We start from the raw sequence: 12,391 nt of genomic DNA, 5'->3' as shown, positions 1-12,391 counted from the left end.
CCACGGACGGAAGCATGAAGCCGGCGACGTGACAATCACTGCGAGGGACTTGACGTCTGACGGCCCATTACGGAAGCATTACAGTTGCGATGGAATGTCCTCTCGCCTGTTGAACAGGCTTTGGGAGGTCGCCATGTCCGGTGTTGCGGTCGAGGACCTGCTGGGGCTGTGGTCAGAGGAACTGCGTGGAGCCAAAGCCCGGCTCCGGCCGCTGTTCTTGCAGTCCGGCACGGCGGCATCAGCGGGCGCGTTCCTGGACGGGCTGCTCGGGCCGGAGCGGCGCAAGACGGGGTGGATGCGCGCCGAGGCCGCAGGTGATACGGGTCCCTGGCGTCAGCAGGCGGTGCTCGGCCGGACCTCCTGGGATGCCGACGCGCTGCGCGACGTGGTCCGCGACTACGCGCTTGATGCCTTGGCCGAGCCCGACGCCACGCTGGTGATCGACGAAACCGGCTTCCTCAAGCAGGGTAGAGCCTCCTGCGGCGTCGGGCGCCAGTACACCGGCTCGGCGGGAAAGATCACCAACTGCCAGATCGGCGTCTTCGCCGTCTACACCTCGTCCAAGGGCCACGCCTTCATCGACCGGCGGCTCTACCTGCCCAAGGACTGGACGGGCACCCCAGACCGCCTCGTCAAAGCCCACGTGCCCGAGGATGTGCGCTTCGCCACCAAGCCGGCCATAGCTGCCGCGATGGTGCGTCGGGCGATTGACGCGGGGGTGCCTTTCGCTTGGGTGGCAGCCGACAGCGTCTATGGCGTCGGTGAGTTGGAGATGGTGTTGCGCCGTGCCGGCAAAGGCTACGTGCTCGGCGTGACCGGCAGTCACCATTTCAATTCCTGGAGCCCGACTTTGTCGGTGTCTGGCACTGCCGAGAAGATCGCCAGGGACCTGCCGGCGGAGAGCTGGATTCGCTTGTCGGCGGGCGATGGCACCAAGGGGCCGCGGCTCTATGACTGGGCCTACCTGGAACTGGCCGATTTCGATCCTGAGATGGTTGGAGCGACGCCCGGTCTGGGTCTCTGGACGCGCGGGCTGCTGGTGCGGCGACGCCCCGTTGATGGGGAACTGGCCTTCTTCACAACCTGGTGCCGGCACGGTACGCCGGTGGACACATTGGTCCGCGTCGAGGGACAACGTTGGTCGATCGAGGACGCCTTCGAGACGGCGAAGACCGAGCTGGGACTGGATCACAACGAGACGCGGAGTTGGCACGGCTGGCACCGACACGTCTCGCTGGTCATGCTCGCCTTCGCCCTGCTGGCCGTGGTCCGGCACAAGGCCGATACCCTTGCCACGCCCCCAAAAACGATGAGGAAAGTTCCTCACCTATGGTCCGTTGGTCGATGCAGGAGATCCGTCGTGTTGCCGACCGCCTAACCCGGCGGTCGATCGAGCCCGCAACCGTCATCGCATGGTCGGCGTGGAGGCGATGCCATCAAGCGCTCGCCTGCCAAGCCCACCGTACAAAAGCGCAACTGTAATGTTAGGGTGCCGACCGCTCCGCTATTTCGCGGCCAGCAGGGTGAACTTGTGAATCTGCGGCGGTTCAGAAAACAGTTCTTCTGCCTTGTCCATCAGTGCGGCGGCAACCTTGCCGTCAAGATGGGCCTGCCGATCCTCCTCTGTGTCGAACGTATCGAAGATCGCGTACGCACCGGGACCTTCCTCGATCGCATACCAGGTCAGAGTGCCCGCCTCAGCTTGAACGAGCGGCAATGCCGAGGTCAGGAAATTGGCGACATCGCGCTCTTTTCCGGGCTTGGCCTTCAGTGGTACATACAGGGCAAGTTTGGGCATAAATGACTCCTCAAGTGAAACGGACAGATATTATTCGGCAAAGTAACGGACGAGCGGGCCGGTACGTTCCCCATGAGGCGGAGCACACGCGGCCCCGCCTCCTCGTCGAAATCAGAACTGCTGTGCGGTCGGCCGGATGACGATCGCGTTGACGTTGACGTCATCAGGTTGTTCGACAGCGAACGCGACAGCACGCGCCACGGAACGTGTCAACGCGAATGACGTTGTTGCATCGAGGCGGTGGAACGTCTGACGGCGTGGCCGACGCTGTTGATTACGCGATGCGGATGGCGTCCGGGCGTCCGAGGTCGAGCATGCGGTTCAGGACCAGGACGGCGACGCCGATCTCGGTCTGCTGCCGATCGTCGGTATGGAAACGCAGACCATCCCCGATCACGTGTTTGTAGCGGCTGAAGAGGGCCTCCACGAGCGCGCGTAAGTTGTAGCCGGATGTTGCCTGCCACGCCCTGCGACCACCGTCAGCGATGGCCTGCAGATGCCGGTCCCGCGGTGTCGGATCGCTCTGCGCGGTATCGCTCGGCACCGCGGTGGAGCGCGGCGGCACGACCACGGCCGCCCCTGGGTGCCGCTCGTTCACGGCCTCGTAGACGCCGCTCTGGTCGTAAGCGCCGTCGGCGATGACGGCCTCGAGTGGCTCAGCGATCTGGTTCAGCAGTGGTCCGACTTGCGAGGCGTCATCCACGTCATGGTCGGTCAGTGTCGCGGCGACGATGCGCCCGGTGGCGGCGTCCAGGCCGATGTGCAGCTTGCGCCACGCGCGGCGCCGGCGCATGCCGTGCTTCTCGACCAGCCAGTCACCGGGCCCGCACAGTTTCACGCCGGTGCTGTCGACCAACAGACGCACCGGTTTGTTGGCTGTTGCCAGTGGGGTCGGGACGGTGACGGTCTTGGCCCGGCGGCTGAGCGTGGAATGATCCGGCACCGCCAGATCGAGCCCGAGCAACTGGACGAGGGAGGCGACCAGCCCCTCCGTTTGCCGCAGGGCCAAGCGGTACACCGCGCGCAGCGTCAATGCTGTGAGGATCGCCAAGTCGGAGTAGGTGCGCTGCCCGCCTGGTGTGGATCGGGTCTCGGCCCGCCAGCGCTCCACGGCCTCGTCGCTGAACCACACGGTCAGGCTGCCACGCGCCCGCAACGCGGCATCATACTCCTGCCAGTTGCGAACCCTGTATCGCTGCTTGGGGATGTGATGACGGCGCACGGCGTTGGCTTTGAACGGCATCGGCTGGATCAGAACAGGGAAAGGTCAACGACGCCTCCCCTACGATGCCATCCCGCCAGCCGCAATCCCCGCCTCGCTGCAACAACGTCACTGGGTGCGGCACCTGCCGGAGAAGGGCTATCGCGAGATGTGCGCCTGGGATCGGTTCTGTGCTTTCGCGCGGGAGCCGGAACGGCGCAAGGTCGGCATCGACACCCGTATCACCGTGGATGGCGTGGCCTACGAGGTCGATCCGGACCTGGCCGGCGAGGACGTGGTGCTCTGGTGGGGGCTGTTCGACCAGGAACTCCACGTCGAGCATGGTGACCGGCGGTATGGTCCCTACGGTCCGGTCGGCGGTCCCATCCCGTTGCACAAGTATCGCAAGCATCAGAAGACCAGGTCCGAAGAGCGCGCCGACCGGGTGGCCGAACTGGCGGAGCGCATCGGCCTGCCGCGCGCGGCCCTGGACGGCGGCACCTCCCCCCTGCCGCCGCCCGTTACGGCACCGGCCGCCAAGGTGGCGTTCGCCGACCCGGACCCCTACCGCACTCTGGCCTTTTCCGACATCATCGCGGCCAAGCGCGCGGTCGCTGGCGAGATCGGCTTGGCCTTGGCGAAGCTGCCGGCCGAGGACCGGGCCTGGATCGACGCGCTGGTGCGGGAGACCCTGGCCAAGGACGAGGTGCTGACGAGGGTGCGGGCGTACTTCAGGCAGCGGACGGGAGGGGGCGGGCCATGCTGACGGAGGTCATGGAGCATTTCAGGCTGGAGCGGGACCTGCTGATGGCCGGGTATTACGAAACCGATCATCACCGCCAGCTCATCAAGGATGTGAAGGCATCCATCCTGGCCGGCCGCCTGGTGGCGGTCGCCGGCGTCGTCGGCAGCGGCAAGACGGTGTTGCTTCGCCGCATTCAGGACGAGCTGACCCGCGAGGGGCGCGTCACCGTGTCAAAGAGCCTGTCGGTAGACAAGGACCGCACCACCATCCCGACCCTCATCACCGCGCTGTTCCACGACCTCTCCCCGGACAAGGATCCGAAGATCCCGACCCTGGGCGAGAAGCGGGAGCGCGAGTTGCAACAGCTTGTGCGTCGCGGCCGCAAGCCCGTGGCCTTGTTCGTGGACGAGGCGCACGACCTGCACGGCAAGACGCTGATCGGCCTGAAGCGGTTGATGGAGGTCGTGGCTGATGGCGGCGGCATGCTCTCCGTCGTGCTGGTGGGCCATCCCAAACTCCGGAACGACCTCCGGCGTCCGACCATGGAAGAGATCGGCTACCGGTCGGTGGTGTTCGAGTTCGACGGCATGGCGGGGAACCAGCTCGCCTACATCCGCTGGCTCCTCGCACGCTGTGCCGGCGAGGGCATCGACATCGGCGAGCTGATCGAGACGGCGGCTGTGGAGCTGTTGGCCAGCCGCCTGAAGACCCCCCTCCAGATCGAGCAGCACCTGACCCTCGCGTTCGAGGAGGCGTTCCGGATCGGAGACCGGCCGGTCACCGTGCAGGTGGTAGAGAGCATCCTGTCGCGTCAGCTCGACGACCTTGAACCGCGCCTGACCCGTCACGGCTACAGCGTGCGCTCCCTGGCCGACCAGTTCAGCGTCAAGCCGGCGGAGATCCGACAGTTCCTGCGCGGTGAACTGGGGGGCGCCAGAGCGCAGGAACTGACGCAACAAATGCAAGCAGCCGGGCTACCGCTCTAACCGGGCCATCGTCTCACGCAATATGAGCAGGGCCGGATGATTGCGAGCATGTCGCACCGACTGTGAGCAACGTCGCAGTTAATCTGAGCACAAACCCTGTCCCGTTCTCACCGATTTCGAGCAGGATTCGGCGATGAAAGCGAGCACGGCCGCCGATGATCTCAAGCACCTACAGGTACCTCTTCTACGATGCCGCCCCGCCACCCGCAATCTCCGCCTGGTCGCGGCTGCTTCTGATTGTGCCGTTCAGGCTTGGGCGGGAACTCCGGCGCGCTTTCACCCGGTGCACCCGCCCGCTCCCATGTTTGTCGAAAGCGTCTTCAGGCCGGGAAGGCGCTGGTGTAGACCTTGCGGCAGTTGCCCTCAAAGATCTTGTAGCGATCATCGGCATTCAGCCAGTCGATGCTTTCAATCACCGGCTTCAGATCGTCGAAGTCGAGGCCGGTGCTGGGATCCTGGACGGTGCCGGTGCCCGGGCGCTCGGTGCCGAACATGACATTGTCGGTACCGATGACGCTGAACAGGAAGTTCAGCGCCTCCTTCGAATAGTTGCAGGTATCGTAATACAGCTTTCGCATCTTCTCGTCGAAGGTCATCGTCTCCTTGCGGCGGAAGTTCCAGGCGCGGAAACGGCCCATGTGATAGGGGATGGCGCCGCCGCCGTGGGAGATGACGATCTTCAGCGTCGGGAAATCCTCCAGCACCTGGGAGTCCAGCAGCGAGATGATCGCGATGCTCTCCTCGTTGATGAATTTCAGCGTATAGGATTCACGTGGCTGGCAGCAGCTCGCCGAATGGACCAGCGCCGGCACGTCCAGCTCGACCAGCTTCTCGTACAGCGGGTACCAGAAGCGGTCGCCCAATCCCGGAGGCGGCGCGCCGTCGCCCTCGGTCGGGTCGGGGTTCAGCAGGCAGCCAACGAAGCCCAGATCGCGGACGCAGCGCTCCAACTCCTCCAGGCAGTTCTCCGGGCTGCTGTCGCGATATTGCGGCAGGCCGGCGACGGCGCGGAAGCGGTCGGGGAACATCTTGCACTGGACGTCGATCATGTCGTTGACGGCGCTGGTCCAATCCCGCGTCACCGCCGCCGGCTTGATCGAATGCAACTGCGCGAAAGGGCGGGGGGAGAGGAATTGGATGTCAGTGCCGACCTTGTCCATCATCGAGACCAGCTTCTCCGCCGTCTCGCGCAGAAGATCATGGTCGGGATTGAAACGGAAGTTCGGGTTCGTCCGGCTCGACACGATGTCGGCCATGTAACGGTACGCGACGTCGGGCATCACGATGTGGGCGTGGCTGTCGATGATCATGGTGTCAGGTCTCCTGTCTAGCGTCGGGCACGACGGCGACTATTTCGAGTTGGACCAGCATGCCGCCGGGAAGGTCGAGCACGATGGCGTGACGGGCCGGACGGCTGTGCTCGTCCGGGAAATATTCGGCCCACTGGGTGTTGACGTGGGCGCGCATGGAATTGTCCTTGATGAAGACGGTGATGCGGCCGATGTCGTCCAGCGTGCCGCCGCCGGCCTCGACCAGCGCCTTCATGTTCTGGAAGGCGTAGCGGGCCTGGAGCGCCGGATCATCGGGCAGGTCGCCGTTGGTCGGGTTCTGGCCCATGATGCCGGACGAGAAGATCATGTTGCCGACGCGGGCCCCCATCGGAATCGGCGCGCTGTGCTTGGCGTTGGGAAGCTCCAGCGATTGCCGGCGCTTGGTCATGGCGGGTGTCCTCCCTTTCAGGCTTCGGTTCCGGTGTCAGGCGCGGCGGGTTTGCAGGGTGTGGTAGCCGACCGAAGCCCGAGCCTCGCGCAGCGAAGCACCGTCGAGAATGGCGGCGCGGATCCGCTCCTCGGCGTCATGGACCTCGTGGGCGATGGCCAGAACCTCGTCGATGCGCGACGCTGGCACCGAGACGAGGCCGTCGCCGTCGCCCTTCAGCCAGTCGCCCGGCTCGACCCGGATGCCGCCGATGGAGACCGGCACGGCGGTCTGTTCGACCCGCACCCGGTCCTTGCCGGTGCGCATCCAGTTGCCCCGGCTGTAGAGCGGGTAGTTCAGTTCGATGCTGCGGTCCATGTCGCGGCAGATGCCGTCGATGACGGTACCCGCGATGCCGCGCCGCGACGCGGTGGAGGTCAGCAGATCGCCCCACACGGTGGCGTCGAGGCGCCCGGCGTTGTCGAGCACCACCACGTCGGCGGGGCCGAGATCGTCGATGTAGTCGCCGACCGTACCGCGATCCTGCCCGACCGGCCCGTAACGCAGTGTCCAGGCGCGTCCGGCAAGGCGGAAATTCCGGTCCAGCGGCATGATGCCGAAACATTGGCCGGGAATGCCCAGCCGGTCCAGCGCGTCGCTGATGTCGGTGCAGCTCAACCCCGTGATGGCGTCGAGGCGGCTCTTGTCGTCGCTCATACCGTTTCCCTGCCTTCGTTGACGCTGACCCCGGTGTGTTCGGTCAGCATGGTTTCGTAGTTGGCGCCCATCGCCTCGGCCATCGACCGGCCGCCCCGCACCGCGTCGGCGATCAGCCGCTCGCGCCGCGCGATGGTCTCGGCGGTGGCGACGACCTCGGCGGCGTCGGCCCGGGCGATGAACAGGACGCCGCTGGCGTCGGCGATGACGAGGTCGCCGGGGGCGACCGGCACGCCGCACAGCGTCACCGGCTCGTTCCAGGCAACCTCGCGAATGCGGCCGCGCGCGGTGGTGGGGACGGCGTTGCGGCCCCATAGCGGCAGGCCGTACTGCCGCGTCTCGTCCAGGTCGCGGCAGGCGCCGTCGATCACCACGCCTTCCGCCCCGCGCGTCACCGCGCCCAGCGACAGGATGCCGCCCCAGCCGGCGACGTCGGTGCGCGCGCCGTGGGCGATGACGATGACCTTGCCGGGACCGCTGGCGTCGACCGCCGCCGTGCAGAGATGGCGTGGGCTGGCGGTGCCGTCGACGAGGCCGAGCTGGACGGTGATCGCCTCGCCGACGACCAGCCGGGATCCGCTGAGCGGTGTCAGCCCGGCGGCTAGGCCGCTCTTGCCCAGCCGGTCCAGCGCGTCGGACACGGCGCAGGTGTCGAGCCTGGACAGGCGTTCAACCAGGGTTGCGGTCATGACGCGGCTCCCGGCTGCCGGGGCAGCTTGTAGATGTCGATGGTTGTCTCGCCACGGGCAAGACGGGCGAAGATGTCCTGTTCGGCGCGGTCGCGGTCGCGGGCGGAGCGGACGGCGGCTCCGGCCCCGGCGGCGGGGACGACGCACACGCCGTCGGCGTCTCCCATCACCAGATCGCCGGCGCGCACGGTGACGCCGCCGATGGTCGCCGGCTCGCCCAGGGCGCCGTCGCCCTGCGGGTCCTTGACCGTGCCGCGGATGCAGACGGTCGCCGCGAAGACCGGGAAGCCGGCCTCGATCAGCGCGGCGGCGTCGCGCACCCCGCCCTCGATCACCAGCCCGCCGAGTTGGCGTTGCTGCGCAGCGCGGGTCATGACCTCGCCCCAATAGCCGAATTCGGTGGCGCCGCCGGTCGCGACGACCAGCACATCGCCGGCCGCCGCCGCACAGATCGCGCGGTGGAGCCACAGATTGTCGCCGCCGGGCGAGCGCACCGGATAGGCGCGGCCCACCACCCGCATGGCGGGCGACAGCGGCTTGATCGCGGAGGGCAGGGCGCCGATCCGGCCGGCGGCCTCGTGCAGGCTGGCGGTGCCGGTCGCCGCCGCCTCGCCCAGAAGGCCGGGGGTCAGCATCGTCCCGCCCCTCACGACCAGGTGGCGAAGGTCATGCCGCAGCCGGTCCCGGCGCTGGAGCGGTAGCCGGGAACATAGTCCACCAGCTCCATCCGCTTATCCTCCAGCGCGCCGGCCGCGACGACCCAATTCAGGATTTCCGACGACCCGGATTGAAGCTTGTCCATCGGCAGGCCGCGCAGGGTGTCGGCGTCCTTGTCGGCCATCGCCTTGATGACGGCGCGGTCGAGATCCTCGTCGATCACGAAATGACTGAGACCGCCCGACGCGACGACGGCGACCCGCCGGTCGTCGGGCCAGCTTTCCACCGCCGCGCGGATCGCCTGTCCCAACGCGTAGCAGCGCTTGGGCGTCGGCTGGTTCGGCGGGAAATAGGTGTTGATCAGCACCGGGACCATCGGGATCGGGGCCATGTCGGTCATCAGCCGGCGCTTCACGAAGGTCCAGGCGTGGCCGAGCGAGCGGCCTTCCGGCTGGCGGGTGAACTGCGCGACGTCGAATTCGGCGTCGATCAGGTGACGCACCATCCAGCGGGCCAGCGCCGGTTCGCAGGCGTAGCGGTCGGGTTCGTCGGCGTGGACCGCCCAGCGGCCGGCGCGGTGCGACGGCGCGAGGTTCTCGGGCGAGCCCGGCAGATCCCAGATCTCCGGCCCCATGAAGACCGAGAAGGCGGGCAGGCAATCGTCGAGGAACAGCTCGTGCTGGTCATCGCCGACCACCACCAGCACGTCGGGCGCCGCGTCCTTCAGGGCGCGGCCCAGCGTGGCGATGGCCGACTGCGTCGCCTCGTACTTGCGGGTCCACACCTCGTCGGTCAACTGCTCGGGCATCCAGGCGGGGGCGTCGGCCTCCAGCCTTTCATAGGGGGTGCGCTTGCGGTCGAGCTTGGCGTGCTCGGCCCACCATTCGGGTTTGACGCTGCACTGCGTGCTGTGCGCGGTGCCCAGCCCCAGAACGATCTTGGCCATGGAGTGTCTCCAGTCTTTTCAAAAGGGGGTCAGGACACCGGGCTGTCCGCCAGTTCGGAAACCTGAAGGGACGCCGGCCCCTCATCGGGTCGGGCGAGGTCGCGCCAGTCGGTGGATTTGGGCACGATGCCCTCGAAGGCGCGGATGCTTGTGCGCGGCACGGCGTCGGCGGAGCCGATGGGGGGATCGCCGTCGCGGAAGGCGCGGACGGCCTCGACCATCATGCGGCGGAACTGCACGATGGCGACGTCGCTGGCGCCGAGGATTTCCTTCGAGCGGTCGGCGATGCCGCCCATCGTCTCCCACATCGCCATGTCCTGCGTCGGGATGCCGTAGATGCCGGTGAAGTCGCCCAGCTTCATCGCCTTGCGATCCTGAAGGTAACGGTTCTCGAAGGTCCGCTTCTTCCGGTAGTTCTCGTCCAGATCAATGCCGACCTGGGCACCCATCATCTTGCGGAAGGCTTCCTGCTCCATCCCGTCGGTTTCGCTGAAGTTCAGGAAATAGAACATCGTGTTGGTGTCATCCATCGGCACTGAAAGCTGGGCCAGCGCATACCGGTCGTTGGGCGGGATCAGCACGGTCAGCGGCGCGACGAAAACGGTGATGCGGACGTAGTCGTGGGTGTCGGCGTTGGTGATCGGCCGGCGGATGGCGGCGTAGCGCATGCCGAATTCGGTCTGCTGGACCTGGAGACGCGGCGCCTTGTCGGTCGAAGGGCGCGACATCACCTTGTTGTCCGCCGTGGTCTGGGCGACCTTGGCGGGGCGGATGTTGGAGGAATGCAGGCTGGAGGAGTGGGCGGAATCGATGGCGCCTTCCAGCACCTGCGCCCAGTTTGCCGCGACGTGCATCTTGGCGATGCCGACCCGGGTCGTCGCCGATTTGGCCCAGGGCGGCGGGCGGAACTCCGGCACCGCGGTCCCGTCCCCGATCCGGGCGTCCATGTAGACCCAGACGAAGCCGCCGGCCTCGCGCGTCGGGTAGGCGGTGTGGCGCACCCGCTCCTTCAGTTTGCTGTCCGGCGGCTCGGACGGCATGTCGGTGACCTTGCCCTCCACGTCGAACTTCCAGCCATGGTAGAGGCAGCGCAGCCCGCACTCCTCATTGCGGGCGAACACCAGCGAGGCGCGGCGGTGCGGGCAGTACTCTCCGATCACCCCCAGCCGGCCCTTGCTGTCGCGGAAGGCGATCAGGTCCTCGCCCAGCAGGCGCAGGCGCACCGGATCGCCGTCCGGCTCCGCCACCTCCTCCGACATGCAGGCCGGGATCCAGTGGCGCCGCATCATTCGGCCCATCGGGGCGTCGCCCTCGACGCGGCACAGAAGATCGTTCTCTTCGGCGGTCAGCATGATCGTGGCTCCAAGAATTAGATATCTAAGTTATGTGGTTGGGGATGGGCGCAAGCTGCAAGCCCCTCAGTCCCGATGATGCAGGCGGCGGTCGATCCACAGCAGGCCCGAACTCAGCACGGTCGCGGCCAGGATCAGGATCAGCGTGACCGCAGCGATGGCCGGGAAATCGGCCAGCCCGATCGCGCCCATCAGCATCGAGCCCATACCCAGGCGCGACGCGAACATCTCGCCCAGCACGACGCCCAGCAACGTCACCGACAGCCCGACGCGGATGCCCGAGAAGATCTCCGGGAAGGCGGCCGGCAGCAGCAGATGGAAGAAGCGGGCACGCGGCGACAGGTTGTGCATCTCGCCGACCCGCAGATAGATCGGCTGGATGTTGCGGACGGCGCCCATGGTGAACAGGGTGATGGGGACGATGCCGTGGATGACCCCGAAGGCCACCTTGGCCGACAGGCCGAGACCGCAGATGGTCAGGATGATCGGGTAGAGCGTCACCTTGGGCAACGAGGCGATGGAGGCCAGCATCGGCTCCGTCGTTTCGAAGGCGGCGCGGTTGGTGCCCAGCCACACCCCGGCCAGCAGACCCAGCACAATGGTGATCGCGCTGGCGTAGGCGAAGGCCAGAGCGGTGGCGTTGACGTGTGCCCAGAAGCTGGGCCGGTGGAACAGCACGCCGATCTCCCGCAGCGTTTCCAGCGGCGGCACGACCAGCCGGCCGCCCACCACGAGGCTGACACATTGCCAGGCGACCAGCAGCCCGGCGATCAGCAGGAGGAAGTCGGAGGCGTCGCGGATCTGTTTCATTCGGCCCTCCGTCCCAGCGCCCGCGCCGCGAACCAGCGTTCCGGAACGCTCAGCAGGGAATTGATGACGACGACCACGACAATGACCAGCAACATCAACCCGTACATGCGAGGAACGTTGAAATTGTCGTAGGCGTAGGAAATCTTGTAGCCGACCCCGGCCGCCGCCATCAGGAACTCGCTGCCGATGACGCCGATGAAGGAATAGGCGACCACCAACTTGATCCCCGGCAGCAAATTCGAGGCGATGGCCGGCAATTGCAGATGGATCACCCGCTGCCACCACGAGAAATGATGCATATGAGCGAGCTTCAGTAGTACGCGGGGAAAACGGTCGAGGGCGTCCATGGTGGCGATGATCATGCTGACGACGGCGTTGAAGATCGCCGTGATGATGATCGGCCCCGGCCCCAGCCCCATAACCGCCGCCAACCCCGGATAGAAGGCGAAGACCGGGATGGCGTAATAGCTGGTCAGGATCGGCGCCACCGCGCGGCGTAATCGCGGAAAGGAATGGATGAGGATGCCGAGCAGGAACCCGGCGACCGTCGCCACCACCACCGAAACGCCGACCGCGAAGAAGGTCTGCGCCATGTCGGTGTAGATGGCTTCCTCCCGCAGCAGGGCGGCCAGGGCAACCACCATGCTGCTGGGCGGGACCATCGTGTTGGGATCGATCAGACCGACCCTGCAGGCCGCTTCCAGCAGCGCGACCACGGTGGCCACCAGCAGGATGCGCCGGCGCCGCACGGTGTTCCTGACCGGCCTTCGGACAAGACCTCGACTCATAGCG

The 12,391-nt window shown here is 66.7% G+C and carries 13 protein-coding genes and 1 pseudogene; 3 read left to right on the top strand and 11 right to left on the bottom strand.

Translation table 11 applies throughout. The annotated features are described in order from the left end of the window. Positions 1-133: 133 nt before the first annotated feature. The gene (locus J2Y49_RS31545) at positions 134-1,378 is read left to right on the top strand and encodes an IS701 family transposase (RefSeq protein ID WP_098741112.1); all 1,245 of its coding nucleotides are present in this window, start codon (positions 134-136) and stop codon (positions 1,376-1,378) included. 126 nt (positions 1,379-1,504) lie between these two features. Here the strand turns inward: J2Y49_RS31545 and J2Y49_RS31540 are convergent, their stop codons facing one another. Further along, positions 1,505-1,798, bottom strand: a complete 294-nt coding sequence (locus tag J2Y49_RS31540; protein ID WP_037093999.1) for a putative quinol monooxygenase — start codon at positions 1,796-1,798, stop codon at positions 1,505-1,507. Positions 1,799-2,072: 274 nt separating this feature from the next. Then, on the bottom strand, positions 2,073-3,041 hold the full coding sequence (locus J2Y49_RS31535; protein ID WP_098740248.1) for an IS5 family transposase: 969 nt from the start codon (positions 3,039-3,041) through the stop codon (positions 2,073-2,075). A gap of 91 nt (positions 3,042-3,132) precedes the next feature. Between J2Y49_RS31535 and J2Y49_RS31530 the strand changes: the two are divergent. Together J2Y49_RS31530 and J2Y49_RS31525 are read left to right on the top strand one after the other, a co-directional pair. Next, a pseudogene (locus J2Y49_RS31530) lies at positions 3,133-3,765 on the top strand (IS481 family transposase); the annotation flags it as partial. Further along, positions 3,759-4,730 (top strand): ExeA family protein, encoded by a 972-nt coding sequence (locus J2Y49_RS31525; RefSeq protein WP_098740249.1) that lies wholly within the window; start codon positions 3,759-3,761, stop codon positions 4,728-4,730. The pseudogene J2Y49_RS31530 and the gene J2Y49_RS31525, both read left to right, overlap by 7 nt. Positions 4,731-5,050: 320 nt before the next feature. Here the strand turns inward: J2Y49_RS31525 and J2Y49_RS31520 are convergent, their stop codons facing one another. From J2Y49_RS31520 to J2Y49_RS31480, 9 genes are all read right to left on the bottom strand, one after another. Continuing rightward, positions 5,051-6,040 (bottom strand): amidohydrolase family protein, encoded by a 990-nt coding sequence (locus J2Y49_RS31520; protein WP_098740250.1) that lies wholly within the window; start codon positions 6,038-6,040, stop codon positions 5,051-5,053. A gap of 4 nt (positions 6,041-6,044) precedes the next feature. Further along, the gene (locus J2Y49_RS31515; RefSeq protein ID WP_098740251.1) at positions 6,045-6,449 is read right to left on the bottom strand and encodes a RidA family protein; all 405 of its coding nucleotides are present in this window, start codon (positions 6,447-6,449) and stop codon (positions 6,045-6,047) included. A gap of 36 nt (positions 6,450-6,485) precedes the next feature. Continuing rightward, positions 6,486-7,145, bottom strand: a complete 660-nt coding sequence (locus J2Y49_RS31510) for an RraA family protein (protein WP_098740252.1) — start codon at positions 7,143-7,145, stop codon at positions 6,486-6,488. Continuing rightward, entirely contained in the window at positions 7,142-7,834 is a 693-nt protein-coding gene (locus tag J2Y49_RS31505; protein WP_098740253.1) for an RraA family protein, read from the bottom strand. The genes J2Y49_RS31510 and J2Y49_RS31505 overlap by 4 nt, the downstream gene beginning before the upstream one ends. Continuing rightward, positions 7,831-8,469: an RraA family protein gene (locus J2Y49_RS31500; RefSeq protein WP_098740254.1), complete on the bottom strand. Its 639-nt coding sequence runs from the start codon at positions 8,467-8,469 to the stop codon at positions 7,831-7,833. The genes J2Y49_RS31505 and J2Y49_RS31500 overlap by 4 nt, the downstream gene beginning before the upstream one ends. 11 nt (positions 8,470-8,480) lie before the next feature. Beyond that, positions 8,481-9,437, bottom strand: a complete 957-nt coding sequence (locus tag J2Y49_RS31495; RefSeq protein ID WP_098740255.1) for a hypothetical protein — start codon at positions 9,435-9,437, stop codon at positions 8,481-8,483. A gap of 29 nt (positions 9,438-9,466) precedes the next feature. Continuing rightward, positions 9,467-10,789 (bottom strand): Rieske 2Fe-2S domain-containing protein, encoded by a 1,323-nt coding sequence (locus tag J2Y49_RS31490; protein WP_310119660.1) that lies wholly within the window; start codon positions 10,787-10,789, stop codon positions 9,467-9,469. A gap of 66 nt (positions 10,790-10,855) precedes the next feature. After that, a complete protein-coding gene (locus J2Y49_RS31485; RefSeq protein ID WP_098735111.1) occupies positions 10,856-11,599 on the bottom strand; it encodes an ABC transporter permease in 744 nt (247 codons plus the stop codon). Further along, positions 11,596-12,348: an ABC transporter permease subunit gene (locus tag J2Y49_RS31480; protein ID WP_310119657.1), complete on the bottom strand. Its 753-nt coding sequence runs from the start codon at positions 12,346-12,348 to the stop codon at positions 11,596-11,598. Before J2Y49_RS31480 ends, J2Y49_RS31485 begins: the two co-directional genes overlap by 4 nt. Between the last annotated feature and the right edge of the window lie 43 nt (positions 12,349-12,391).

It is taken from the genome of Azospirillum sp. BE72, from assembly GCF_031455875.1.
In the GTDB taxonomy this organism is placed as follows: Bacteria; Pseudomonadota; Alphaproteobacteria; order Azospirillales; family Azospirillaceae; genus Azospirillum.
The sequence above is the reverse complement of the archived record's forward strand: the minus strand, read 5'-3'. Positions and strand labels throughout refer to the sequence as shown.

Bases quoted from the DNA above. Each gene is read 5' to 3' on its own strand.
- J2Y49_RS31545 (WP_098741112.1), top strand. From the start codon at position 134: ATGTCCGGTGTTGCGGTCGAGGACCTGCTGGGGCTGTGGTCAGAGGAA.
- J2Y49_RS31540 (WP_037093999.1), bottom strand. From the start codon at position 1,798: ATGCCCAAACTTGCCCTGTATGTACCACTGAAGGCCAAGCCCGGAAAA.
- J2Y49_RS31535 (WP_098740248.1), bottom strand. From the start codon at position 3,041: ATGCCGTTCAAAGCCAACGCCGTGCGCCGTCATCACATCCCCAAGCAG.
- J2Y49_RS31525 (WP_098740249.1), top strand. From the start codon at position 3,759: ATGCTGACGGAGGTCATGGAGCATTTCAGGCTGGAGCGGGACCTGCTG.
- J2Y49_RS31520 (WP_098740250.1), bottom strand. From the start codon at position 6,040: ATGATCATCGACAGCCACGCCCACATCGTGATGCCCGACGTCGCGTAC.
- J2Y49_RS31515 (WP_098740251.1), bottom strand. From the start codon at position 6,449: ATGACCAAGCGCCGGCAATCGCTGGAGCTTCCCAACGCCAAGCACAGC.
- J2Y49_RS31510 (WP_098740252.1), bottom strand. From the start codon at position 7,145: ATGAGCGACGACAAGAGCCGCCTCGACGCCATCACGGGGTTGAGCTGC.
- J2Y49_RS31505 (WP_098740253.1), bottom strand. From the start codon at position 7,834: ATGACCGCAACCCTGGTTGAACGCCTGTCCAGGCTCGACACCTGCGCC.
- J2Y49_RS31500 (WP_098740254.1), bottom strand. From the start codon at position 8,469: ATGCTGACCCCCGGCCTTCTGGGCGAGGCGGCGGCGACCGGCACCGCC.
- J2Y49_RS31495 (WP_098740255.1), bottom strand. From the start codon at position 9,437: ATGGCCAAGATCGTTCTGGGGCTGGGCACCGCGCACAGCACGCAGTGC.
- J2Y49_RS31490 (WP_310119660.1), bottom strand. From the start codon at position 10,789: ATGCTGACCGCCGAAGAGAACGATCTTCTGTGCCGCGTCGAGGGCGAC.
- J2Y49_RS31485 (WP_098735111.1), bottom strand. From the start codon at position 11,599: ATGAAACAGATCCGCGACGCCTCCGACTTCCTCCTGCTGATCGCCGGG.